This is a genomic window from Allostreptomyces psammosilenae (assembly GCF_013407765.1).
In the GTDB taxonomy this organism is placed as follows: Bacteria; Actinomycetota; Actinomycetes; order Streptomycetales; family Streptomycetaceae; genus Allostreptomyces; species Allostreptomyces psammosilenae.
The window spans coordinates 4,232,319-4,256,990 of record NZ_JACBZD010000001.1 but is presented as its reverse complement, the minus strand read 5'-3'; the positions used below and the strand labels follow the sequence as shown (position 1 = coordinate 4,256,990).

Genomic DNA, 24,672 nt, shown 5'->3' with positions numbered 1-24,672 from the left:
TGGCGGGTCGGGCGGTCGGGTGGTCGCGGCGGGGCGGTGGGGCCGGCGCGGGGCGCCGGTCAGTCCTCGTCGCCGAAGTCCGGGCGCACGTCCCGGGCGGCCAGGATCTCGCTGTTGGAGGTGCCGGCCGCCACCATCGGCCAGACCATGGCGTCCTGGTGGACGACGAAGTCGACGACGACCGGGGCGTCGTTGATCGCCATGGCCTTCTCGATGGTGGCGTCGAGCTGGTCGGGGCTCTCGCAGCGCAGCCCGACGCAGCCCATCGCCTCGGCCAGCTTCACGAAGTCGGGCAGCCGGCCGGTCGCGGTGCCGGGGTGGGTGTTCAGGCCGGTGTTGGAGTAGCGCTCGTTGTAGAAGAGCGTCTGCCACTGGCGGACCATGCCGAGGTTGCCGTTGTTGATGACGGCGACCTTGATCGGGATGTTGTTGACGGCGCAGGTGACCAGCTCCTGGTTGGTCATCTGGAAGCAGCCGTCGCCGTCGATGGCCCACACGGTGGCCTCCGGGCGGCCGGCCTTGGCGCCCATGGCGGCGGGCACCGCGTAGCCCATGGTGCCGGCGCCACCGGAGTTCAGCCAGGTGTGCGGGTGCTCGTGCCGCAGGTAGTGGGCGGCCCACATCTGGTGCTGGCCGACGCCGGCCGTGAAGATCGTCTCCGGGCCGGACAACGCGGACAGCCGCTCGATGACCAGCTGCGGGGAGAGCGAGCCGTCCTCGGGCAGGTCGTAGCCCAGCGGGTAGGCGGAGCGCCAGCGGTCCAGCAGCTCCCACCAGGCGTCCAGGCCGTGCCGCAGGCCGCCCGGGTGCTCGGCGCGCAGCGCCGCGGTCAGGTCGCTGATGACCTCCCGGGCGTCGCCGACGATCGGCACGTCGGCGACCCGGTTCTTGGAGATCTCGGCCGGGTCGATGTCGGCGTGGATGACCTTGGCGTCCGGGGCGAAGGTGTCCAGCCGGCCGGTGACCCGGTCGTCGAAGCGGGCGCCGAGGGTGATCAGCAGGTCGGACTTCTGCAGGGCGGTGACGGCGGCGACGGTGCCGTGCATGCCGGGCATGCCCAGGTGCTGCGGGTGGCTGTCCGGGAAGGCGCCCAGCGCCATCAGGGTGGTGACGACGGGCGCGCCGGTCAGCTCGGCCAGCTCGCGCAGCTCCGCGGAGGCGCGGGCCTTGAGCACGCCGCCGCCGACGTACAGGACGGGGCGGCGGGCGGCGGCGATCATCCGGGCCGCCTCGCGGATCTGCTTGGCGTGCGGCCGGGTGACCGGGTGGTAGCCGGGCAGCTCGGCGGCGCCGGCGTCCAGGCCCTTCCACCGGGTGGGGGCCTGCAGGGCGTCCTTGGAGATGTCGACGAGGACGGGGCCGGGGCGGCCGGTGGCGGCCAGCCGGAAGGCGGCGGCGATCGTCGGGGCGATCTCGTCGGGGTCGGTGACCAGGAAGTTGTGCTTGGTGATCGGCATGGTGATGCCGCAGATGTCGGCTTCCTGGAAGGCGTCGGTGCCGATCGTCGAGCTGGCCACCTGGCCGGTGATCGCGACCATGGGGACGGAGTCCATGTGCGCGTCGGCGATCGGGGTGACCAGGTTGGTGGCGCCGGGGCCGGAGGTCGCCATGCAGACGCCGACCTTGCCGGTGGCGAGGGCGTAGCCCTCGGCGGCGTGGCCGGCGCCCTGCTCGTGGCGGACGAGCACGTGCCGGACCTCGGTGGAGTCCATCAGCGGGTCGTAGGCCGGCAGGATGGCGCCGCCCGGGATGCCGAAGACGGTGTCGGCGCCCACCGCCTCCAGGGCCCTGATGAGCGCGGACGCACCCGTGATCACCTCGGCGGTCCGCGTGGCCGCGGCCTGCTGCGCGGCTGCCTGGTCGGTCATCTGCGTGTCTTCTCTCGCTGTGGTCCGGTGGGGGCGGTGCCGGGTGCCTGGTGGCGCCGCCGCCCCGGACGGGGCTGGCGAATGCGTGATCGGTGATCGGGGCAACAAAAAACCCCTCGTGCCATTGGGCAAGCGAGGGGAAGCGCATCAGCTGGGTCTGCCGGGCCTGCGGGCTCCGGGGTCAGCCGATGCGCCTGCCGAGTACGAGAATCCGGGTGCGCATGGCACGACCCTCCTCCCGGCCCCGCACGACTGTCAAGTTGGTGGGACGCGCGTCTCGGGATTCGGGACGCGCGTCCCCCGTTCGCTCCCCGTCCGCCGCCACCGACCGCATCCGGCGGCGGTCACCGCGTGGTCTCGGCCGAGGCGGTGACCGATCCGCCCTCCTCACGGCGGAAACCGGGCAGGCCGGCCGCGTCCAGCGCGCCGCGGTCCGCGCCCACGGTGACCGCGCCCCGGGCGAGCAGCCCGAGGACGTCGCCGGCCTCCACCGGGCCGGCCACCAGCGGGCCCTGTCCGGCGGTGCAGCCCAGGGCGCGGGCCGCGGCGATCTGGTCCGCGTACTCGATGCCGTCGGCCACCACGGTCAGGTTCAGCTCCCGTCCCAGGCCGATCAGCGAGCCGGCGACCGCCGCGGCCCGCCCGGAGCCGTCCCACTCCCACTCCTCGGCGGGCGCGGCGGCGGGCCCGGGCACCCGCCCGGTGCCGGGCCCGAGCGGCTCCTCGACGCCGCCGGCCGGCGCGGTCGCCGGGGCCACGCTCCGGCGCCGCGCGCCGCCGCCCAGGGTGGCGGTGAGCGAACGGTCCAGCCGCAGCACGTCCACCGGAAGCTGGTGCAGCAGGGAGAGCGGCACGCTGCCGGTGCCCAGCCCGCTGAGGGCGAAGCCGACGTCCAGCCGGGCGAAGGCGGCCAGCAGGCGGCGCAGCTCGTCCACCCGGCCCAGCTCCGGGCCCTCCTGGAGCTGGAGGGTGAGCATCCGGCCGGGCAGCCGGGTGCGGGTGAGCGCGGCCGCCACCGCCTCGGACACGCCCGGAGCGCCCAGGCGGGCCGCGCTGAGCGGCACCAGCACGGGCACCCGGTAGCCCTGCTGGTACCAGCGCACCGCCTGCTCCAGGGCGCGCTCCACCTGCCAGCGGGCCAGCGGCAGGGCCCGGCCGCCCTGCTCGGCGCGGCGCAGGAACTCCTCGTCCGGCAGCGGCCCGCCGCCCGCGGTGCGCCAGCGCACCTGGGCCTCCATGGCGACCACGCGGCCGTCGATCAGGTCGGCGACCGGCTGGTAGAGGACGGTGAAGTCGCCCCCGTTGATCGCCCGGCGCAGCGAGCTCTCCAGCTCCAGGCGGCGCACCGCGTCGGCGTGCATGTGCGGGGCGTACAGCACGACCCGGCCCTTGCCCTGGGCCTTGGCGCGGTACATGGCCAGGTCGGCGTTGCGCATCAGCTCGTCCGGGGTCTCCCCGGGGAGGGCGTGGGCGATGCCGATGGACGCGGCCACCGGGATCTCGATGCCGTCGGCGGAGTACGGCTCGGACAGCGCGGTCAGCAGCCGCTCGGCGATCTCCAGCAGGTGGCTGTGCTCGACGCCGCAGATCAGCGCGGCGAACTCGTCGCCGCCGAGCCGGGCCACGGTGTCCCCGGTGCGCACGGAGCTCTCCAGGCGGCGGGCGGCGCGCACCAGCAGGGTGTCCCCGGCCTGGTGGCCGGCGGTGTCGTTGACCTGCTTGAAGCCGTCGAGGTCGACGAAGAGCACGGCCACCGAGCTGTCCTGGGAGCGCCGCCCGCCGAGGGCCTGCTGCACCCGCTTGACGAACAGGGCGCGGTTGGGCAGGTCGGTGAGCGGGTCGTGGAAGGCGTTGTGCTGGAGCTGCTGCTGGAGCCGGACGCGCTCGGAGACGTCCCGCACGTTGAGCAGCAGGCCCTCTCGGTGGTGGCTGATCGCGGCCTCGGCGTGCAGCCACTGCCCGGCGCCGGCGCCGGAGCGGGCGCGGAACTCGATGCGGGAGGCGGGCGCGCCGGCCGCCTCGCGGGCGAGGAAGCGCCGGATCTCGAAGAGCACGTGCCCGCGGTCCTCGGTGTGCACCAGGTCGTCCAGCGTGGTGCCGACCAGTTGCTCCGCCGGGGTGTGCAGGACGTGCAGCGAGGCGTGGCTGACGTGCCGCAGCCGGCCGTCCGGTCCGGCGATCATCAGCACGTCGCTGGAGTCCTGCACCAGCGAGCGGTAGTGGCCCTCCTGGGCGGCGAGGTCGCGGGCCAGCGTCATGTTGTCGATCAGCAGGATGCCCTGCCGGGCGACCAGCACGAAGATGACGGTGGCGCCGCAGGCCGCGACCACCGGGTCCTGCTCCCGGCTGGACAGGGCGTCCCAGAGCACCCCGAGCATGCACACCACGGCGGCGATGTAGGGGGTGACCACGGACAGCCGGGTGCTGGCCCGGGGCATGGCGGTGGTGCTGGCCGACCGGGGCGCCGGGATGGAGCCGGGTCCGGAGTCGTCGAACGCCTCGGGGTGCACGGTGCGCAGCAGGGTGGAGGGGCACACGGTGGGGACCGGCGCGGGCAGGGTGGGCCGGCCCTGCTCGTCGAACGCCTCCGGGTGCACGGTCCGCAGCAGGGTCGACGGGCACACGCTGACCGGCGCCTCGGCGCCGCCGGCGGGGTCGTCGCCGCCGTCGCCGGCCTCGCCCGTCGCGGCACCGGCCCCGGCGCCGGCCGCTGCGGCCAGGACGGCCTCGGCGGCCGAGGGTGCGGTGGTGGCCGTGGCGGTGGTGGGGGTCTCGGCCGGCTCGGTCCCACCGGGTTCGCCGTCCGCGGGGGCCGGCTCGCCGGGAGCGCTCCCGGCGTGCTCGGGCGCGGTCGGGGACGGCTCCGCCGTGGCGGCGGGCGCCCCCGTGGCGGCGTCGGCCGGCCGGGTGCCGCGCCGGGAGTGGGCCGCGTCGCGCTGCCCGCCGATGCAGGGTGCGCAGGCCAGCAACATGAAGGCGACGAACCAGCCGGCGTCCAGCAGCCCGCCGGAGCGGTAGGTGTCCCGGATGTCCGGGGAGGCCCACAGGGCGTCGCAGACCACCGTCAGGGTGAGGGCGGCGAGCGCGGCGTGCAGCGCCCGGCGTCCTCCGCCGCCGTCGCCCGGCACCCGCAGCCGGAGCCCCACCAGCAGGCTGATCAGCAGGATGTCCAGCACCGGGTAGGCGAGCACCAGGACGGTGCGCAGCGGCTCGTCCTCCCCGCCGGACCTGGACAGGGCCAGGTTCCAGATCATGACGAACAGCGAGCCGCCGACCAGGCAGGCGTCCAGCACCAGGCAGAGCCAGTCGACGGCGCCGCGCGGGCGCTGGGCGAGCATCGCCAGGCCCACCATGGCGGCCGGGGCGAACAGCAGGAAGCAGACGTCGGCGAGCGAGGGCGTGGGCACCGCGACGCCCTCGATCAGCTCGTACCATCCCCACAGGCAGTTGCCCATGGCCATGGCGAACGCCGAGACGGTGAACAGCAGCCAGGCCGCCCGTTCGCGGCCGCGGGACCGCAGCAGCGCGTGCCGCAGGCAGGCGAGCGCGGCGACCAGCCCGGCCGCGCCGAGGCCGAAGTCCCCCATGATCAGGGCGAGCCGCTCGTTGCCCCAGCCCCAGGCGGCTCCGGCGGTGTACATCAGGCAGATCGCGGCGGCGAGCGGCACGGGCATGCACAGGAGCTGCCGCACGCCCGCCTTCTCGGCCCGCCGTTGCGTGGACCCGGACAAGGTTAACAACCGACTTTCGTGCCGGCCGGCCGCCGGCCGGCCCGCTCGTTCCCGTTCATCCCCCATCGCCCCCTCACACCCGGACACGTTTTCTCGGCGGCTTCCGCGCCCGTGTCCGTTCCGTCCGGTTCCTGGCGGGGTCGCCGGGCCGTCCCGACGATCCGCGCCCCGGTGGCCCCCGATCCGGTGGCCTGCCGGCCTTGCTGTCCCAAGCTCCGCTGTTCCACGTCCCGCGGTTCCAGTCCTGTGGTCTCGGGCCCTCGACGCTCGCGGCCGCCGTGCACTCCCCGTGCGGGTGCCGCCGCGTTCCGTCCTGTGTGTGCTGTTGTCCGCCGGCCGGTCCCGCCCGCCGCGTCCTCGCTGCTGGGACCGCCCGCCCGGCGCACCTGCCGGTGCGGCTGCCCCGTTCGCGGGGGAGTATCTCCACGGCGGTGCGGACGCGGACTGCGGCCCGCTACGGAGTCACTCTACGATATACATTACTCTACACAGAGTAACTGACGAAGGGTCGCCTACGAAAGCCCCGTTTCGCCTGGTGGCGCGGGGGCTGCTCGTCGGCGGGCGCCCGTTCCGACGCCCCGCTCAGGCCGGCCCGGCCACCACGTTCTCCAGGGGCTCGCCGCCGAGCCAGCGCGCCAGCTGCCGGCGCACCAGCCGCAGCGCGCGGGGCTGGAACGCCGAGTTGGCGCCGCCGACGTGCGGGCTTATCAGGGTGCCGGGGGCGCGCCACAGCGGGTGCTCCGGAGGCAGCGGCTCCGGATCGGTGACGTCCAGCGCGGCCAGCAGCCGACCCTCGCCGACGGCCCCCAGCAGGTCGTCGGTGACCACCACCGGCCCGCGGGCGACGTTCACCATCAGCGCGCCGTCCTTCATCCGGCCCAGGAACTCGGCGTCCACCAGTCCCCGGGTCTCGTCCGTCAGCGGCACGATGACGATCACCACGTCGGCGCGGGGAAGCAGCCGCGGCAGCTCCTCCAGCGCGTGCACCGGCCCGCGCGGCCCCTGACGGGCCGTGCGGGCCACGCGTATGACGTCGCACTCGAACGGCAGCAGCCGGTCCTCGACGGCCTGGCCGATGGAGCCGTAGCCCACCAGCAGCACCACCTTGTCGGCGAGCGCCGGGCGGAACCCGAACAACCACTGCCCGGACGGCTGGGCCCGGACGAAGTCGGGTATGCCACGGAGCGAGGCCAGGGTGAGGGTCAGCGCCAGCTCGGCCGTCCCGGCGTCGTGCACCCCGCGCGCGTTGCACAGCGTCACGCCGGAGGGAAGGAGGTCCAGAAGGTTGTCCACGCCGGCGGTGAGCGACTGCGCCACCCGGAGCTTCGGCATGTCGGGCGTCAGCAGCATCCCCGCCCGCGCCCTGAGGTAGGGCAGCACGAAGAACTCCACGTCCTCGGTCGGGCCGGGCAGTGGTCCCTTGCCGTCCCATACCCGGACGTCCACGTCGGCCGGCAGGTCCCCGATCTCCTCGGCGGAGAAGGGCGACCACACCACGCGGGCGGAGGAGTGCGTTAGCTCAGCCATGACAGGAGGCTACGCCACCGGCGCGGTCCGCGACCGAGGGCGCGCGACGGGCTCCGACGGCCGAAATGGCCGAATGCGGCCAATTCCTCCGGCATGTGCCAACGGCAAATGCCCGGTCGCGCGGCCCCACCGGCCCGGGAACGGGCGGGGATCCGGCCGACGGCCCGGTGCGCGGACACGCCGAAAAGCCACCAGAACGGGTGCCGCCGTACGGGTGACACCCACCGAAGGAGCAGCCGTGCCCACTCCCCCGCACCCCCCTCCCACCACCACGACCGGCCCGGTGGGAGCCGGCGGACCCCCACCCCGACGCCCCTGGCACACCCTCGCCCGACGCGCCACCGCTGCCGCGGCCGCGCTGCTGGCGCTCGCGGCGCCGGCCGCCTGCACCTCCCCCGGCTCCGATGGGGACGGCGCCGCCTCCCCCACCGGCGCCGCGACGCCCTCGGCCACCGCCGGCGCCCCGTCACCCACCGGCTCCGCCACCGCCACCGCCACCGGCGAGGCCGGGCCGGACGGCGTGGCCCGACCCGAACTCGCCGACACCGTGGCCACCGGCCTGACCACGCCCTGGGGCATCGCGTTCCTGCCGGACGGGCGGGCGGTGGTCGGCGAGCGGGACACCGGCCGGCTGCTCCTGGTGGCGCCCGAGGGCGGCGAGGTCGCCGAGGCGGGCACCGTGCCCGGCGTGGCCACCGCGCCCGGGGGCGAGGGCGGGCTGCTGGGACTGGCCGTGCCCCCCGACTTCGCCGACGACCCGCGGCTGTACGTGCAGTACACCACCGGCGAGGACAACCGCATCGCCGTACTGCCCTACCGGGAGTCCGACGCCTCCTTCGGCGAGCCCGAGCCGCTGGTCACCGGCATCCCGGCGAACGTCTACCACAACGGCGGGCGGCTCGCCTTCGGACCGGACGGCATGCTCTACGCCACCACCGGGGACGCCGGCGACCGCTCCCGCGCCCAGGACCTCGACTCACCGGCCGGCAAGATCCTGCGGATGACCCCGCAGGGCCGACCCGCCCCCGGCAACCCGTTCGAGGACTCCCTGGTCTACAGCTACGGGCACCGCAACGTCGAGGGCCTCGCCTGGGACGCGGACGGCCGGCTGTGGGTCACCGAGTTCGGCGACCAGCGCCGCGACGAACTGAACCTGGTCACCCCCGGCGGCAACTACGGCTGGCCGATGGCCGAGGGCACCCTCGGCGGCGGCACCGGCCTCGTCGACCCGGTCGTGGAGTGGGGCACCGACGAGGCCGGACCGGTCGGCATCGCCGTCGTCGGCGGCAGCGCCTGGATCGGCGCGGTCACCGGCGAGCGCCTGTGGCAGGTCCCGCTGCGCGGCGAGGAGGCGGCCGGGGAGGCCGTGGACCACCTGGTCGGCGAGTACGGGCGCCTGCGCACCGTCGTCGCCGCCCCCGACGGCAGCCTGTGGGTCACCACCAGCAACACCGACGGCCGCGGCGAACCACGGGAGGGCGACGACCGGATCCTGCGGCTGACGGTGAGCTGAGCCACCGCCCCGACACCCCGGCCCGACACCCCGGCCCCGGGGCCGCGTCCCCGTCGCCGGGCGCGGCCCCGGGCCGTACCGGCGTCAGAGAATCGCGCCCGGGGTGTACGCGGCGGCCTCCGGGTGCCGCTCGGTCACCTCCGCCACCCGCTCCACCACCTGCCGCACCTGCGCGGCGGCGGCACCGGTGAAGGACAGCCGGTCGGCGAGCAGCGCCGCCAGGTCGTCGGCGTCCAGCGGCATCCGCTCGTCCGCCGCCAGCCGGTCCAGCAGCTCGTTGCGCTCGCTGCCCTTCTCCCGCATGGCCAGGGCGGAGGCCACCGCGTGCTCCTTGATCACCTCGTGCGCGGTCTCCCGCCCCACGCCCGCCCGCACGGCCGCCATCAGCACCTTGGTGGTGCCCAGGAACGGCAGGTAGCGGTCGAGCTCGCGGGCGACCACGGCCGGGAACGCCCCGAACTCGTCGAGCACCGTCAGGAAGGTCTCCAGCAGGCCGTCCAGCGCGAAGAAGGCGTCCGGCAGCGCCACCCGGCGCACCACCGAGCAGGACACGTCGCCCTCGTTCCACTGGTCCCCGGCCAGCTCGGCGGTCATCGAGACGTAGCCGCGCAGGATCACCGCCAGGCCGTTCACCCGCTCGCAGGAACGGGTGTTCATCTTGTGCGGCATCGCCGAGGAGCCCACCTGACCGGGCTGGAAGCCCTCGGTCACCAGCTCCTGCCCGGCCATCAGCCGGATGGTCTTGGCCAGGCTGGACGGGGCGGCGGCGAGCTGCGACAGCGCCGAGACCACCTCGAAGTCGAGCGAGCGCGGGTAGACCTGGCCCACGCTGCTCAGCGTGCGCCCGAAGCCCAGGTGCGCGGCGACCCGGCCCTCCAGCTCGGCCAGCCGCTCCTCGCTGCCGCCGAGCAGGTCCAGCATGTCCTGCGCCGTCCCCACCGGGCCCTTGATGCCGCGCAGCGGGTAGCGGTCCAGCAGCTCCTCCACCCGGGCCAGCGCCACCAGCAGCTCGTCCGCCGCGGTGGCGAACCGCTTGCCGAGGGTGGTGGCCTGGGCGGCCACGTTGTGCGAACGACCGGCCATCACCAGCTCGGAGTACTCGGCCGCCCGCCGGGCCAGCCGGGCCAGCACCGCCACGCAGCGGTCCCGCACCAGCTCCAGGCTCTGCCGCACCTGCAGCTGCTCGACGTTCTCGGTCAGGTCGCGCGAGGTCATCCCCTTGTGCACCTGCTCGTGGCCGGCCAGCGCGTTGAACTCCTCGATCCGCGCCTTGACGTCGTGCCGGGTCACCCGCTCGCGCCGCGCGATGGAGTCCAGGTCCACCTGCTCCAGCACCCGCTCGTAGTCGGCGATCGCCTCCGCCGGCACCGGCACGCCCAGATCGGCCTGGGCGCGCAGCACGGCGAGCCAGAGCCGGCGCTCCAGCACCACCTTGTGCTCCGGGGACCACAGGGCGGCCAGTTCGGTGGAGGCGTAGCGGTTGGCCAGGACGTTCGGGATGCGCGGCTTGGTCGTCACAGGCAGAAGTGTACGAAAGCGCCGGAAACCGGGTTCCCTCGCCCGCTGGTCGGACACGTCCCCGCCGCGGCGGCTAGTGCGGGGTGGTGGCGAAGAGGCGTTCGCGGTGGGCCAGGGCGGCGGCCTCGCCGCGCGAGGAGACGCCGAGCTTGGCGAGGATCCGGGAGACGTGCACGCTGACCGTCTTGGGGGAGATGTACAGCTCCCCGGCGATCTGCCCGTTGCTGCGCCCCTGCGCGACCAGCCGGAGCACGTCGAGCTCCCGGCGGGTCAGCCCCAGGGCCGTCCCGGTCGCCACGGCGGTACCGCCTCCGGCCGCGCCGCCGGCGTCCACGGCGCGCGTGCCGGCCGGCCGGGTGGCCGGCGGGGTCCCGGCGGTGCCGTTCGGCGCCGGTCGCGCCGCGTCCGCCGGGCCGGTGGACGGGCCGCCCGCGCGCGGCGCCGGCACGGTGGCCGGCCGGGTCGCCGAGGCCAGGCCGGCCGCCTCGGCCAGCTCCCGCACCCGGGCCAGCAGCGGGCGGGCGCCCAGCCGTTCCGCTCCGGCGTGCGCGTCGGCCAGCCAGCGGGCCGCCTCCGCGCGGTCCCCCTCGGCCAGGCACGCCTCGGCGGCCAGCAGCGCGGCGCGGGCCGCCGGGAGCGGCCAGGACCAGCGGGTGAACGCGCGCGCCGCCTCGATCGCGGCGGCGCGGTCCACCCGCCCCTCGACGCGGGCCAGCAGGGCGTCGAGCAGCCGCGCCGACGCCTCCCACACCGGGGCGTGCCGGGGCAGTTGGGCGGCGGCCCAGCGCAGCCGCTGCACGGCCTCGTCCCGGCCGGCGGCCATCGCCGGCACCGCGCGGCCGTCCGCCTCCGCCGCCGCGGCGGCGATCAGCAGCGGCCACAGGTAGTTCTCCTGGCCGTCCGGCACGCCCGGGCGCAGCAGCTCCAGCGCGGCCTCACGGGCCTCGGCGTACCGGCCCTGCGCGGCCCGCAGACCGACCTCCAGCGTGCCCTGCGGCACCAGGAACTGCGGCTGCGCCGACGGGCCGCGGTAGCCGATCGTGCCGTAGGCGGCGCGGAAGCTGGCGTCGTACTCGTCCCGGACGGCGCGCAGCCGCTCGGCCGCGATCTCCAGCTCGCCGCGGTCCAGCGCGAGCTGCCCCAGCCGGGCGGTGAGCTGGCGCTCGCCGTGCGCCGTGCCGAGGATCTCCAGGGCCTCGGAGACCACCCGCTCCGCCTCGTCCCACTCGCCGAGCGACATCAGGCTGTCGGCGAGGTTGCCGGCCAGCCAGGCGCCGGAGTCGCGGGCGAGGCCGTAGCGGTTGGCCGCGGCCATGCCCTCGCGCGCCGCCTCGACCGACTCGGCGGAGCGGCCGGCGGCCTCCAGCGCGTGGGAGAGGTTGAGGTAGGAGCGGGTGAGCAGGTCGGGCTCCTCCCAGACCCGGGAGAGGTCCACCGCGCGGCGCATCTCGGCGATGGCCGCCTCGGTGCGGCCGTAGTAGCCCTCCAGGGTGCCCAGGGTGATGCGGGCGTTCAGCTCGACCGACTTCTCCCCCACCGCGACGGCGATGCTCACCGCCTGCCGGGCCATCTCCGCCGACTCCTCGCGGGCCCAGGTCAGCATCTCCCAGGCGGCGAGCCGGGTGAGGACGTCGGCCTGCACGGCGGAGGGCGGGCGGCCCCGCAGCATGTCGTGCGCGGTGAGGAGGTCCTCGCAGCCGGTCTGCCGGCCGGGCGCGCTGTAGCGGATCAGCCGGAACCGCTGCACCAGGAACCAGGCGGTGCGCTCCGGGTCCCGCTCGCCGTCCAGCATCCGCAGCGCCTGCTTGACCAGCCGCAGGCCGCGCTCCCGCTCCAGCGCCAGCCGGGCGGCGACGACCGCCTGCGCCAGCACGTCCAGGTAGCGCACGTGCTCGGTGGTGCAGCCGCAGGGCGGGAAGGCGGACGGACGGCCGACCGGCCCGAGCGTGTCGCGGATCTCCTCCGGCACCGACTCCCACAGGTCCAGGGCGCGCTCCAGCAGCCGCAGCTGCTCGGCGTAGGCGTAGCGGCGGCCGGCGACCCGGGCCGCCTCCAGGGTGGCCGGCAGCGCCTTGACCGGCTCGTGCGCGTGGTACCAGTAGCCGGCCAGCCGGGCGGGGAGCTCGTCCGGGCGGACCAGGTGCGGGCGCTCCTCCAGGACCTGGGCGAGACGGCGGTTGAGCAGGGTGCGTTCGCCGGGCAGCAGGTCGTCGCTGACCGCCTCGCGGACCAGGGAGTGCCGGAAGCGGTAGCCGTGGCCGTCCCGGCTGGGCAGCAGCACGTTGGCCTCGGTGGCCGCGCGCAGCGCCTCCAGCAGGTCATCCTCCGGCATGTCCACGACAGCAGCGAGCAGCTGGTGGCTGATCTGCGACCACGCCTCGGCCAGCACCCGGACCACCTGCTGGGCGTTCTCCGGAAGCTCCTCCACCCGCACCAGCAGCAGGTCCCGCAGCGAGGCGGTGATCCAGGCGGTGGGCGCGCAGGAGCCGTCGGCCACGTCCGGGCGCTCCAACGCGCAGGAGAGCTCCTCCACGAAGAAGGCGTTGCCGTCGGAGCGGCGGTGCACCTCGTCGACGACGGCCGGCGCCGGCTCGACGCCGAGGATGCCGGTGAGCTGCCGGGCAACCTCGTCCCGGGTGAGGCGGTCCAGCTCCAGCCGGCCGACCCCGCGCAGCCGGTCCAGCTCGGCCAGGTAGCCGCGGAGCGGGTGGCGGCGGTGCAGGTCGTCCGCGCGGTAGGTGCCGACCAGGAGGATCCGGCCGGCGGTGAGCGAGCGCAGCAGGTACAGCAGGAGCTCCCGGGTGGAGCGGTCGGACCAGTGCAGGTCCTCCAGGGCGACCACCAGCGGGCGCTCCGCGGAGAGCCGCTCCAGCAGCTGCCGGGTGAGCTCGTACAGCCGGAGCCGGCCGGCGTCGTCGTCCCCCCGGCCGATCACCGGACCCAGCTCCGGCAGCAGCCGGGCCAGCTGCTCCTCGTTGCCCCGGGCCGCCGCGGCGAGCTCCGGGCCGAGCCGCTGGTGCAGCGCCCGGAAGGCGCTGACGAACGGCGCCCACGGCAGCCCGTCGGCCCCCAGCTCCAGACAGCTCCCGACCACCGTGACCGCCCCGCGCCCCTCGGCCCGGCGCAGGAACTCGTCCAGCAGGCGGGTCTTGCCGATGCCGGCCTCACCGCCGATCAGCACCGCCCCCGGCTCGCCCTCCACGGCCTGGTCGAGCAGCGCGTCCAGCCGGGCGGACTCACGCTCTCGACCGACGAAGACCGGGCTAATCAGGGGCTTGCTCACGGCAACGAGCATCGCACACACCTCCGACAGCCTCCGAGCCCTTTTCACCTGGTGGACCACGGGCGGACCCGCGCCGGAAACACCGGAGGCGCCCGGCCGGCCCGCCGGACGCCCCGTCCCCGCGTCTCCTCCCGCTCCCCCGCGCCTCCCCCGGCGCGCCGGGCGGATGCCCGGGAACCTCAGTGGGCCGCGGTGCCGGCCGCCCGGGTGCGCAGCGCCCGGCGCACCCGGGCGACCACGGGACTGCGCCCGCGTACCGCGCGTTGGGAGGGATCGTCTCCGCCCTCCCCGCCCGCCGAACCCCCGGAGCGGGCGGCCTCGGCGGCGCGGCGCTCGCGCTCCGCCTCCAGGCGCAGCTCGCGGGAGCGGACCAGGTAGTAGTCGTGGTCGTGGTACATCATCTCGGCCTCCGGCGTTGCTCAGGGCCGCGGCGCCGTTCGCCGCCCCTGGTGACACCGAGACTGCTCGCTGAGGTAGCCGCCCGGCATCGGGCGTCCTCCCGAATTCCACGGCCCCCGCTACCTCAGCGCGGGGCCCGGGCGACCCCGCCGTTTCCCCGCCCGGCACCCGCCGTACACCCGCGACCGCCCCGCCGGCGGCGCGGGATGAGGTAGGACGCGCCCGCGAACGGCGCTCCTTACCTCCTTACCCCCTTACCGCCTTACCTCCTTACCCGCCTGCCCCGCCGCCTCCTTACCCGCTCACGCCACCCGGAGAGCCCGAAGGGCCGCCGCCCCCACTGGGGGCGACGGCCCTTCCGGCGGCCGTCCGTCAGGTCGGAGGGCCTCAGCCCTCCACGCCCAGGCGGGCCAGGATGAGCTCGCGCACCCGGGCGGCGTCGGCCTGCCCGCGGGTGGCCTTCATCACGGCACCCACCAGGGCGCCGGCCGCCGCGACCTTCCCGGAGCGGACCTTGTCGGCCACCCCCGGGTTGGCGGCGATCGCCTCGTCCACCGCCGCGCCGAGCGCGGAGTCGTCCGAGACGACCTTCAGCCCGCGCGCCTCCACGACCTCGTCCGGGCCGCCCTCACCGGCCAGCACGCCCTCGATCACCTGGCGGGCCAGTTTGTCGTTGAGCGCGCCCTCACCGATCAGCGTGGCCACCCGGGCCACCTGGGCCGGCGTGATCGGCAGCGCGGACAGCTCGACGCCGTCCTCGTTGGCGCGCCGGGCCAGCTCGCCCATCCACCACTTGCGGGCCTGGTCCGCCGGGGCGCCGGCCTCGATGGTGGCCACGATGAGGTCGATGGCCCCGGCGTTCAGCAGCGACTGCATCTCGTGGTCGGACACGCCCCACTCCGCCTGCAGCCGGCGGCGCCGCGCCGAGGGCAGCTCCGGCAGCGTGGCGCGCAGCTCCTCCACCCACTCCCGCGCCGGGGCGACCGGCACCAGGTCCGGCTCGGGGAAGTAGCGGTAGTCCTCCGCCTCCTCCTTGACCCGGCCGGGCGTGGTGGAGCCGTCGTCCTCGTGGAAGTGCCGGGTCTCCTGCACGATCACGCCGCCGTCGGTCAGCACCGTGGCGTGCCGCTGGATCTCGAAACGCACCGCGCGCTCCACCGAGCGCATCGAGTTGACGTTCTTGGTCTCCGAGCGGGTGCCGAACTCCTCCCGCCCGATCGGCCGCAGCGAGAGGTTGACGTCGCAGCGCATCTGCCCCTGCTCCATGCGCGCCTCGGAGACGCCCAGGGCACGGATCAGCTCACGCAGCTCGGCCACGTACGCCCGGGCGACCTGCGGGGCGCGGGCACCGGCGCCGACGATCGGCTTGGTGACGATCTCGATCAGCGGGATGCCGGCCCGGTTGTAGTCCACCAGCGAGTGGTCGGCGCCGTGGATGCGCCCGGTGGCGCCACCGACGTGCAGCGACTTGCCGGTGTCCTCCTCCATGTGGGCGCGCTCGATCTCCACCCGGAAGGTCTCGCCGTCCACCTCGACGTCCAGGTAGCCGTCGTTGGCGATCGGCTCGTCGTACTGGGAGGTCTGGAAGTTCTTGGGCATGTCCGGATAGAAGTAGTTCTTCCGGGCGAACCGGCACCACTCGGCGATGGAGCAGTTCAGCGCCAGGCCGATCCGCACCGCCGACTCCACCGCGGTGGCGTTGACGACCGGCAGCGCGCCGGGCAGCCCCAGGCAGGTCGGGCAGACCTGGCTGTTCGGCTCCGCGCCGAAGCCGGTGGCGCAGCCGCAGAACATCTTGGTGGCGGTACCCAGCTCGACGTGGACCTCCAGGCCCATCACCGGGTCGTAGGACGCCAGGGCGTCCTCGAAGGAGACCATGCTCAGGGTCTCAGCCATGCTCGTAGCCCATTCCTTCCAGATACCTTGCTCGTGTCCTCCCAGCTTCGCGCGAGGGGACGGTACGGCGGAGTCGGTCAGCCGAAGAACTCGTCGTCCTCACCGAGGCGGCGCAGGCCCCGCACGAGCACCGCGACACCCGTGGCCAGGGCGACGCCGCTGACCACGGCGTCCAGCAGCATCAGGTTGTCGTGGTCCCGGCGGGCCTGGCGGACGCGCTTGTAGATGCCGAAGGCACCGATGACCTGGGTGCCGATGCTGAGGTAGGTGCCCGCCCGGGACTGACGGAAGTTCCGGATGCCGGACGGGCTCAGGCTCTTGCTGCTCACGCTGCTGCTCCTCGTTCCCTGTGAAGGTTCGGTGGCCCGGTCTCGCTGCCCCGGTCGCGTCGACCCGGTGCGGTCGCCGGTCCCGGTTCGGTCGCCCGGTCCCGCTGGCCGCTCGACGGCCGCCGGGGGCGTCCCGGCCCGGTGCGCGTTCCCCGCGGTGCGGGGGTCATGCGGTGTGCCACCGGGCCGGGCCCGTGGGGGCCGGCGCCGTTACAGCGCGGGCGCCTCGTCCAGCAGCGGGTGACCCCAGCGGTCGACGAACGCGGCCTCGACCGCGGCGCCGACCCGGTACAGCCGGTCGTCCGCCATCGCCGGGGCGATGATCTGCAGGCCGACCGGGAGATTGTCCTCCGGGGCCAGGCCGCACGGCAGCGACATGGCCGCGTTGCCGGCCAGGTTCGACGGGATGGTGCACAGGTCCGCCAGGTACATCGCCATCGGGTCGTCGGCCCGCTCCCCGATCGGGAAGGCGGTGGTCGGCGTGGTCGGCGAGACCAGCACGTCCACCCGCTCGTAGGCCGCGGCGAAGTCCCGGGCGATCAGCGTGCGGACCTTCTGCGCCTGCCCGTAGTAGGCGTCGTAGTAGCCGGAGGACAGGGCGTAGGTGCCCAGGATGATGCGGCGCTTGACCTCGGGTCCGAAGCCGGCGGCGCGGGTCAGCGCGGTGACCTCCTCGGCCGAGCGGGTGCCGTCGTCGCCGACCCGCAGGCCGTACTTCATGGCGTCGAAGCGGGCCAGGTTGGAGGAGCACTCGCTCGGCGCGATGAGGTAGTAGGCGGGCAGCGCCGAGGTGAAGCTCGGGCAGGAGACCTCGACCACCTCGGCGCCCAGCGAGCTCAGCAGCTCGACGGCCTCGTGGAAGCGCTGCTCCACGCCCGCCTGGTAGCCCTCGCCGCCGAACTCCTTCACCACGCCGACCCGCAGGCCGCGCACGTCGCCGGCCCGGGCGGCCTCGACCACCGGCGGCACCGGGGCGTCGATGGAGGTGGAGTCCATCGGGTCGTGGCCGGCGATCGCCTCGTGCAGCAGCGCCGTGTCCAGCACGGTGCGGGCGCACGGGCCGCCCTGGTCCAGGGAGGAGGAGAAGGCGACCAGGCCGTAGCGGGAGACCCCGCCGTAGGTCGGCTTGACGCCGACCGTGCCGGTGACGGCGGCCGGCTGGCGGATGGACCCGCCGGTGTCGGTGCCGATGGCCAGCGGCGCCTCGAAGGCGGCGAGCGCCGCGGCGGAACCGCCGCCGGAGCCGCCCGGGATGCGGGCCAGGTCCCACGGGTTGCCGGTCGGCCCGTAGGCGGAGTTCTCGGTGGAGGAGCCCATCGCGAACTCGTCCATGTTGGTCTTGCCCAGGATCACCACGTCGGCGTCCTTCAGGCGCCGCGTCACCGTGGCGTCGTAGGGCGGGATCCAGCCCTGGAGCATCTTGGAGCCGCAGGTGGTGGGCACGCCGCGGGTGGTGAAGACGTCCTTCAGGGCCAGCGGCACGCCGGCCAGCGGGCCGAGCTCCTCGCCGGCGGCGCGCTTGGCGTCCACCCGCTCGGCGGCGGCCAGCGCGCCCTCGGCGTCCACGTGCAGGAAGGCGTGCACCTTCTCGTCGACCGCGCCGATGCGGTCGAGGTGGGCACGGGTCACCTCGACGGCGGAGACCTCGCCGGAGGCGATGGCCGCGGCGGTCCGGGAGGCGGTCCAGCGGATCAGGTCGTTCACCGTCACTCCTCCCCCAGGATGCGCGGCACGCGGAAGCGCTGCTGCTCGGCCGCGGGCGCGCCCGCGAGGGCCTGCTCCGTGCCGAGGGACTCCCGTACCTCGTCGGGCCGCATGACGTTGGTCAGCGGCAGCGGGTGCGAGGTGGGCGGGATGTCGTCGGCGGCGACCTCCCCGACGCGGGCGACCGCGCCGAGGATGACGTCGAGCTGACCGGCGAAGTGGTCGATCTCTTCGTCCGTCAGCTCCAGACGCGACAGCCGGGCGAGGTGGGCGACCTCCTCGCGCGTGATGCCTGGCATGCAGCGATCCTCGAATGGGTTCGGCGGGCGGCTCCCCGCCACCACCGCGCGGGGCGGCGGACGGCGACTCGCGCGCCCTACTCGTGCTCTCCCGGGGGAGCTCTCCTGTCGCCCCCATCCTAGGGCCCCACCGCCCGCGCCCGGCCCTGCCCGCGCGGCCGGGGCCGCCGGGCGGGTGCGCCACGGGCCGGGCCAGCGGGCGGGTGCGCCGGGTAGCCGGGGCCGCTGGGCGGTGGCGCCGGGCGGCGGATCAGACGGCCGGGCTCCCGGGCGGTGCCGCGGGTGGCCGCACCGGGCGGACGGACCGGGGTAGGGGGCGGGAGTCTGTCCGCCGGCTGGTCCCGGGAGTTGTCCACAGGCTGTTTTGGGGGGCTGCGCCACGCCGAGCCGCCGTGGAATCGTAGGAACAGGGGGTCCCCCTGGGCTCCCTTATCGGCATGTGCGCGTCAGTTCGACCAAGGGGGCAATCGGGTACGGGCCCCGGCGTGTGGGCACAGAGGCGATGCCGGCCAGGCGTGTGCCGGCCCGGTCCTGCGCCGGCCTGAGGACGCCGGCCCCGGCTGGGGCCACCGTTTTGGAGGAGGGTCAGCCGCCGCCTCGGCGGCTTCGGTGGCGCACGCGCGCCGGCGTGGAGCCCAGGCGCTCCCGCAGCACCGCCGGGGTCTCGGTGGCCGCGGGACGGCCGGGGATCGGGCCGAGCTCCTCCAGTCCCTCCAGTGCGTCCGGGCCGGCGGGGCCGTCGGCGCGGCGGTCGGCGTCCGGGCCGTCGATCCGGCCCACCGGGTGCTCCCGGTGGCGGCCCGGCTCGCCGTCGCCGGCCGGGGTCGGCGCCCCCTGTCGTGCCCGGGTGGCGGTCGGGCCGGCCTGGGGCTCCGCGTCCACGGCGGGGTCGACGGGTGCCCGGGCGGGCGCCGGTGCCGGACGGCCGTCGGCCCGCGCCGCCGAGGTGGCGTTGGGCGCCGCCGTGCCGCCGACCGCCGCGGCGGCGGCCTTCGCCGCCGCCGTCGGGCCCGTGGCCGCCATCGTGTTGGTGGTCGCCGCCGGCGACTGCCGCCGCACGGTGGGCCTCGGCCGGCCCTCCGCGCCGCCCCCGGCGGGACCAGCCGCGGAACCGGGGGCCGAATCCGGGGCGGCGGTCCGGCCGGCCCTCGGGTCCCTGGCACCGCCGCGCATCCGGCCGCCGAGCCAGTCGGTGGCCTCCTGGGAGGGCAGCGCGGCGGCCACCAGCCAGCCCTGGACGGTGTCGCACCCCAGCCGGCGCAACCGGTCCCAGGTCTCGTCGTCCTCCACGCCCTCCGCGACGACCTCCAGGCCGAGGGTGTGCGCGAGCTGCACCGTGCTGCGCACGATCGCGGTGTCCTCCTCGTCGGCCACCAGCCGGGCGACGAAGGAGCGGTCGATCTTGATCTCGTCCACCGGCAGCCGGCGCAGGTGGACCAACGAGGAGTAGCCGGTGCCGAAGTCGTCCAGGGCCATCCGCACGCCCAGCCCGCGCAGTTCGGTGATGGTCTCCGCCGCGCGCTGCGGGTCCTCCAGCAGCACGTGCTCGGTGATCTCCAGCTGCAGGGCGTCCGCGGTGACGTCGTGGCGGTCCAGCAGCGTCGAGACGGACGCGGCGAAACCGGTGCGGAGCACGTCGCGGGCCGAGACGTTGACCGCGATCGGCACGTCCATCCCGGCGCAGCGCCAGCGCGCCGCCTGGCTGAGCGCCCGGTCCAGGACGTAGGAGGTCAGGTGCGGCATCAGGCCGCTGGACTCGGCGAGCCCGACGAAGTCGTCGGGGCTGACCCGGCCGCGCACCGGGTGCTGCCAGCGGATCAGCGCCTCCACGCCGACGACGCTGCCGTCGAAGGCCACCTTGGGCTGGTAGTGCAGGTCCACCTCGCCGATCTCCAGGGCGCGGCGCAGGTCGCCGAGGAGCGCGAGCCGGTCCGGGGTGTGGCGGTCGCGGCAGGGGTCGTAGCAGGCCACGCCGTTGCGCGCGGCCTTCGCCTCGTACATGGCGATGTCGGCGCGGCGCAGCAGGCCCTCGGGGTCGTCGGCGTGGTCCGGGTAGACGGCGACGCCGGCGCTGGCCTCCAGCACCAGGGCGAGGCCGTCGAGGCTGAGCGGTTCGGCCAGCTGGGCCACGATGCCGCGGGCGATGCTCTCGGCGTGGGCGGCGGAGTCCACGTCGGGCAGGAGGACGGCGAACTCGTCACCGCTGAGCCGGGCCACCAGGTCCTGCTTGCGGACGCCCTGGGTGATGCGGCGGGCGACCTCCTGGAGCAGGCGGTCGCCGGCCCCGTGGCCGAGGGTGTCGTTGACGGCGCGGAAGCGGTCGAGGTCGAGCAGCACCAGCGCGGTGCGGGAGCGCGCGCCGTCCGCGGGGGCGCGGTGCGGCTCGGCGAGGAGCCGGCCGGCGCGGCGGGCCGGGCGTCCGCCCGGGCGGCCGGCGGCGAAGGGGCCGGGCCCGAACGCACCCGGCGGGTACGGGTGCGCGGTGCCGGGCGGCGCGCCGCTCGGGTCGCCGGCGCATCCGGCGAGGGCGGCACCGGCGTCGCGCATGTCGCCACCGGGGCGGGTGCGCCGGGCGCGGGCGTCGTGGTGGGCGAAGGCGATGGCGGTCTGCTGCAGCAGGCTGGGCCAGTTGGCCAGCCCGGTGAGGTGGTCGCGGTCGCGCGCCCGCCGGTGCTCCCGGACGACCCGCAGGCAGTGGTCCATGGCGACCAGCGGGAAGGCGAACATCGGCAGCAGCTCGGGGTGCTCCCGGGCGGTGACCGCGACCAGCGGGGAGACCGTGACCATGGCGAGCAGGGTCAGCCACTGCTGGCCGAGCCCCTCGCTGGCGGTGCGGCGGAAGCCGTAGCCGCTGATCCGGCCGATGGCCGCCCACAGCAGGGGGGCGAGGGCGCCGAACAGGACGAGGGCGCCGATGGTGGCGGGCAGCAGGTCCAGGGTGGAGGAGCTGTGGCGGTCGGGGTCCATGGCGTCGAGCACGGTGTCGGCCAGGCCGAGCGCGCAGGCCTGCAGGACCATGAAGCAGGCCAGGACGGAGCGGCGTGCGGGCGGCCGCTGGGTGAGCACGGGCAGCAGCGTCATCACGGCGCCGGCGACGGCCGCGGCGGCCCAGCCGTGGCCGAGCAGCACGGCGTAGGCGGTGGTGGCGACCGAGGCGGTGGTGGGCGTCCACAGCCGGCCCCAGCTGGGGCGCAGGCTGCGGCGCAGCACGCTGTAGGCGGTGACGGCGCCGGCCAGGATGCTGAAGCCGATCAGCTGGGGGGCGGCGAAGAAGACCACGGTGCCGTGCCGCAGGCCCGCCGCGACCTGGGCTATCAACAGGAGCAGCAGGGCGCAGGCGATGCCGACGAGCGGGGCGCCGAGCGGCGCGGCCAGCCGGAGGACCTCCGACCGCCGCGGTGGGCCGCCGGTGCCGGGTCGCCGGTCGGCCGGCCGCTCGCCGGCCCGCTGCCGGCCGGCCTGTTCCGGGCCCGTGTGGTCCGCGCTGGTGTGCTCCGGGCCTGTGCGATCCGGGCCTGCGCGGTCCGGGCTCGCCGGTTCCTGGATTGCCTGTTCCGGGTCGGCCCGCCGTTCCGGGGCGGGTCCGGGGGCGGGGCGCTCGGCACCGGACCGCTCCGGCTGGAGCCAGCGTGGCCGGCGTCGCCGACGGCCGGGCAGGACGGGCGCCGCCGGGCCGGGCTCGCCGCCGGCCCCGGCGTCGGAGGGGTCCGCGGGCGGGGGGAACTGCCCCCGGCCGCGCCGGGGGTGCCGCCACCCGGCCGCCAGGCGGCCGGGAGAGACGGGCCCAGGGGTCGCTGCGGGAAGAGCGGGGCCTGTCCGTTCCATCGTCGGATCCTCCAGCAGTTCCGGCCCGCCGGTGCGGCGCGCCGGGACGGCCGCGGGGGACCCGCTCCCGTTACGGGGGGCGGGGCCCCGCGCGGGCGGTGGCCGGTGGCCTGCCGTCACCTGCCCGCCGACGGCTTGCCGCTAGCCGGAGCGGGCGGTCGGCGGCCGGTATCGGCCGGCGGATCCAACCCTAGGGTGACGCGGTGCCTGATGGTGGGCCATACAGGCTGGGTTGTCCCGAATGGAGCAGTATCGAACGATTCGGGCCGAATACGGCCGCATATGGTGTCCCTTCGTCCGATCGGGTGAGCCCGTTCGGGGGAAATGCGGCGGATGTCCGGCGGGGGCGGTCGCGGTGCGTGTACGGGTCAGCGGCCCCTCGGTGGCGATCGCACCGGCCCGGCGTCATCGTCCGACCAGCGCCCGGCTCACCCGCCCGTGGTGCCGTCGTCCAGAGTACCCTGCGCGCCCTGCGTTGCTCCCGCGTCGGCTGGGGACGTTGGGGCCGCGGCGACCTCCCGGGCGGCGTCCGGACCCTGCTGGAGAAGGGTCGTCAGCCCGGCGTCGTCCAGGATCGGCACGCCGAGCTGGAGCGCCTTGTCGTACTTCGATCCGGGATTGTCGCCGGCCACCACGAAGTCGGTCTTCTTCGACACCGAGCCGGTCACCTTGGCGCCCCGGGACGTCAGCGCCTCCTTCGCCTCGTCCCGGGTGTGCGACGCGAGGGTGCCGGTGACCACCACGGTCAACCCCTCCAGGGGCCGGGGCCCCTCCTCCCCGCTCTCCTCCACGGTGCGCACCCCGGCGGCCTTCCACCGGCGGACGATCTCCCGGTGCCACTCCTCGCTCCACCACTCGCGCACCGAGGCGGCCACCACCGGGCCGACGCCCTCCGCCGCGGCGAGCTCCTCCTCGCTGGCGGCGAAGATCCGGTCCAGGTCCCGGAACTCCCGGGCGAGGGCCTCGGCGACCACCGGGCCGACGTGCCGGATCGACAGCGCGGCGAGGATCCGGGCCAGCGGACGCTGCTTGACCGCCTGGAGGTTGTCCAGCAGCGCCGTCGCCGTCTTCTTCGGTGCCCCGGCCGTCGTGGCGAAGAACGACACCACCTTGTCCTCGCCGGTCTTCGGGTCCCGCTTGGCGACACCGGTGCGCGGGTCGCGGACCACCACCCGGATCGGCAGCAGCTGCTCCATCGTCAGGTCGAACAGGCCCGACTCGTCGCGCAGCGGCGGGGTGGCCGGCTCCAGCGGCTGGGTCAGCGCCGTGGCGGCGACGTAGCCGAGGGCCTCGATGTCCAGCACCCGGCGGTGGGCGAGGTAGTACAGCCGCTCGCGCAGCTGGGCCGGGCAGCCGTGGGCGTTCGGGCAGCGCAGGTCCACGTCGCCCTCGGACATCGGCCGCAGCGGGGTGCCGCACTCCGGGCACTCGGCCGGCATCGTCCAGGGCGTGGCGTCCTTCGGCCGCAGCTCGGGGACGTGGCTGAGCACCTCGGGGATGACGTCGCCGGCCTTGCGGATCACCACGGTGTCGCCGATGCAGACGTCCTTTGCCCGGACCACCTCCTGGTTGTGCAGGGTGGCGTACTCCACGACCGAGCCGGCCACCCGCACCGGCTTCATCACCGCGTACGGGGTGGCCCGCCCGGTGCGGCCGATCCCGACCCGGATGTCCAGCAGCTTGGTGTTGACCTCCTCCGGCGGGTACTTCCAGGCGATCGCCCAGCGCGGCGCCCGCGAGGTGGCGCCGAGGCGGCCCTGGAGGGGGATCTCGTCGACCTTCACCACGACCCCGTCGATCTCGTGCTCGACGGAGTGCCGGTGCTCGCCGAAGTGCCGGATGAAGTCCCGGATGCCGTCCAGGGAGTCCACCACCCGGTTGTGCCGGGCGGTCGGCAGGCCCCAGGAGCGCAGCAGTTCGTACGCCTCGGAGAGGCGGTCGAAGCGGCTGCCGCCGCGCAGCGCCCCGATGCCGTGCACCACCATGTGCAGCGGACGGGTGGCGGTGACCTTCGGGTCCTTCTGGCGCAGCGAGCCGGCGGCGGCGTTGCGCGGGTTGGCGAACGGCGGCTTGCCGTCGGCGACCAGCCGGGCGTTGAGCTTCTCGAACTCCTCCACCGGGAAGTAGACCTCGCCGCGGATCTCCACCAGGTCCGGAACCGGGTGGTCGCCGTCCCCGCTGAGGTGCTCGGGGACGTCGGAGATGGTGCGGATGTTGGGGGTGATGTCCTCGCCGGTGCGGCCGTCGCCGCGGGTCGCGGCGCGCACCAGCCGGCCGCCGGAGTAGGTGAGGTTGACCGCCAGGCCGTCCACCTTCAGCTCGCACAGGTAGTGCGGGTGGCTGGCGGCCAGCTCACGGTCGACGCGCTCGGCCCAGGCGGCCAGTTCGGCGTCGTCGAACGCGTTGTCCAGGCTGAGCATGCGTTCGAGGTGGTCGACGGCGGTGAACTCGGTGACGTAGCTCCCGGCGACCTTCTGGGTCGGCGAGTCGGGGGTCACCAGCTCCGGGTAGCGCTCCTCGATGCCCTGGAGCTCCCGCATCAGCGCGTCGAACTCGGCGTCGCTGACGACCGGGGCGTCCTTGACGTAGTAGCGGAAGCGGTGCTCGTCCACCTCGCGGGCGAGCCGGGCGTGGCGCTCCCGCGCCTCGGTGGGCGCGCCCGGCCCGGCGGCGGCGGGCTCGGCCTCCGGCTCGCGCGGCGGGTTTTCCGGACCGGCCTGCGGCCCGGTCTCGACCGGGCTGGCAGCGGTCTTCGATTGCTGGTCCTGTTCGGCCGGCAC

12 protein-coding genes and 1 pseudogene are annotated in these 24,672 nt (G+C 75.5%); 1 reads left to right on the top strand and 12 read right to left on the bottom strand.

What is annotated here, in order from left to right:
- Positions 1-59 precede the first annotated feature (59 nt).
- The 3 genes from FHU37_RS17585 to FHU37_RS17575 all read right to left on the bottom strand — a co-directional run bounded on the left by FHU37_RS17585 (position 60) and on the right by FHU37_RS17575 (position 7,126).
- Entirely contained in the window at positions 60-1,868 is a 1,809-nt protein-coding gene (locus FHU37_RS17585; RefSeq protein WP_179815115.1) for an acetolactate synthase large subunit, read from the bottom strand.
- Between the two features lie 344 nt (positions 1,869-2,212).
- Positions 2,213-5,560, bottom strand: a complete 3,348-nt coding sequence (locus FHU37_RS29375; RefSeq protein WP_179815114.1) for a putative bifunctional diguanylate cyclase/phosphodiesterase — start codon at positions 5,558-5,560, stop codon at positions 2,213-2,215.
- Between the two features lie 621 nt (positions 5,561-6,181).
- Positions 6,182-7,126, bottom strand: coding sequence for a 2-hydroxyacid dehydrogenase (locus FHU37_RS17575; protein ID WP_179815113.1), 945 nt, complete (start codon positions 7,124-7,126; stop codon positions 6,182-6,184).
- Between the two features lie 238 nt (positions 7,127-7,364).
- Between FHU37_RS17575 and FHU37_RS17570 the strand changes: the two genes are divergently transcribed.
- Positions 7,365-8,639 (top strand): PQQ-dependent sugar dehydrogenase, encoded by a 1,275-nt coding sequence (locus FHU37_RS17570; protein ID WP_312892655.1) that lies wholly within the window; start codon positions 7,365-7,367, stop codon positions 8,637-8,639.
- Positions 8,640-8,723: 84 nt separating this feature from the next.
- On the opposite strand, the gene purB is transcribed toward FHU37_RS17570, so the two are convergent.
- The 9 genes and pseudogenes from purB to ligA form a co-directional block, all read right to left on the bottom strand.
- Positions 8,724-10,157 (bottom strand): adenylosuccinate lyase, encoded by a 1,434-nt coding sequence (purB, locus tag FHU37_RS17565; protein ID WP_179815111.1) that lies wholly within the window; start codon positions 10,155-10,157, stop codon positions 8,724-8,726.
- Between the two features lie 73 nt (positions 10,158-10,230).
- Entirely contained in the window at positions 10,231-13,440 is a 3,210-nt protein-coding gene (locus FHU37_RS17560) for a helix-turn-helix transcriptional regulator (protein WP_312892654.1), read from the bottom strand.
- A 179-nt stretch (positions 13,441-13,619) separates the two neighbouring features.
- The gene (locus tag FHU37_RS17555) at positions 13,620-13,841 is read right to left on the bottom strand and encodes a hypothetical protein (RefSeq protein WP_179815109.1); all 222 of its coding nucleotides are present in this window, start codon (positions 13,839-13,841) and stop codon (positions 13,620-13,622) included.
- A 385-nt stretch (positions 13,842-14,226) separates the two neighbouring features.
- On the bottom strand, positions 14,227-15,735 hold the full coding sequence (gene gatB, locus FHU37_RS17550) for an Asp-tRNA(Asn)/Glu-tRNA(Gln) amidotransferase subunit GatB (RefSeq protein WP_179815108.1): 1,509 nt from the start codon (positions 15,733-15,735) through the stop codon (positions 14,227-14,229).
- Between the two features lie 77 nt (positions 15,736-15,812).
- On the bottom strand, positions 15,813-16,064 hold the full coding sequence (locus FHU37_RS17545; RefSeq protein ID WP_179815107.1) for a hypothetical protein: 252 nt from the start codon (positions 16,062-16,064) through the stop codon (positions 15,813-15,815).
- 210 nt (positions 16,065-16,274) lie between these two features.
- A complete protein-coding gene (gatA, locus tag FHU37_RS17540) occupies positions 16,275-17,768 on the bottom strand; it encodes an Asp-tRNA(Asn)/Glu-tRNA(Gln) amidotransferase subunit GatA (protein ID WP_179815106.1) in 1,494 nt (497 codons plus the stop codon).
- Positions 17,769-17,770: 2 nt separating this feature from the next.
- Positions 17,771-18,067, bottom strand: a complete 297-nt coding sequence (gene gatC, locus FHU37_RS17535; RefSeq protein ID WP_179815105.1) for an Asp-tRNA(Asn)/Glu-tRNA(Gln) amidotransferase subunit GatC — start codon at positions 18,065-18,067, stop codon at positions 17,771-17,773.
- Between the two features lie 1,020 nt (positions 18,068-19,087).
- Positions 19,088-20,434: pseudogene (locus FHU37_RS28340) on the bottom strand (putative bifunctional diguanylate cyclase/phosphodiesterase); the annotation flags it as partial.
- Between the two features lie 1,886 nt (positions 20,435-22,320).
- A complete protein-coding gene (ligA, locus tag FHU37_RS17525) occupies positions 22,321-24,672 on the bottom strand; it encodes an NAD-dependent DNA ligase LigA (RefSeq protein WP_179815104.1) in 2,352 nt (783 codons plus the stop codon).

What these genes read in the sequence shown, in the direction of transcription:
- FHU37_RS17585 (WP_179815115.1), bottom strand. Translation starts at nt 1,868, where the DNA reads ATGACCGACCAGGCAGCCGCGCAGCAGGCCGCGGCCACGCGGACCGCC.
- FHU37_RS17575 (WP_179815113.1), bottom strand. Translation starts at nt 7,126, where the DNA reads ATGGCTGAGCTAACGCACTCCTCCGCCCGCGTGGTGTGGTCGCCCTTC.
- FHU37_RS17555 (WP_179815109.1), bottom strand. Translation starts at nt 13,841, where the DNA reads ATGATGTACCACGACCACGACTACTACCTGGTCCGCTCCCGCGAGCTG.
- gatB (WP_179815108.1), bottom strand. Translation starts at nt 15,735, where the DNA reads ATGGCTGAGACCCTGAGCATGGTCTCCTTCGAGGACGCCCTGGCGTCC.
- gatC (WP_179815105.1), bottom strand. Translation starts at nt 18,067, where the DNA reads ATGCCAGGCATCACGCGCGAGGAGGTCGCCCACCTCGCCCGGCTGTCG.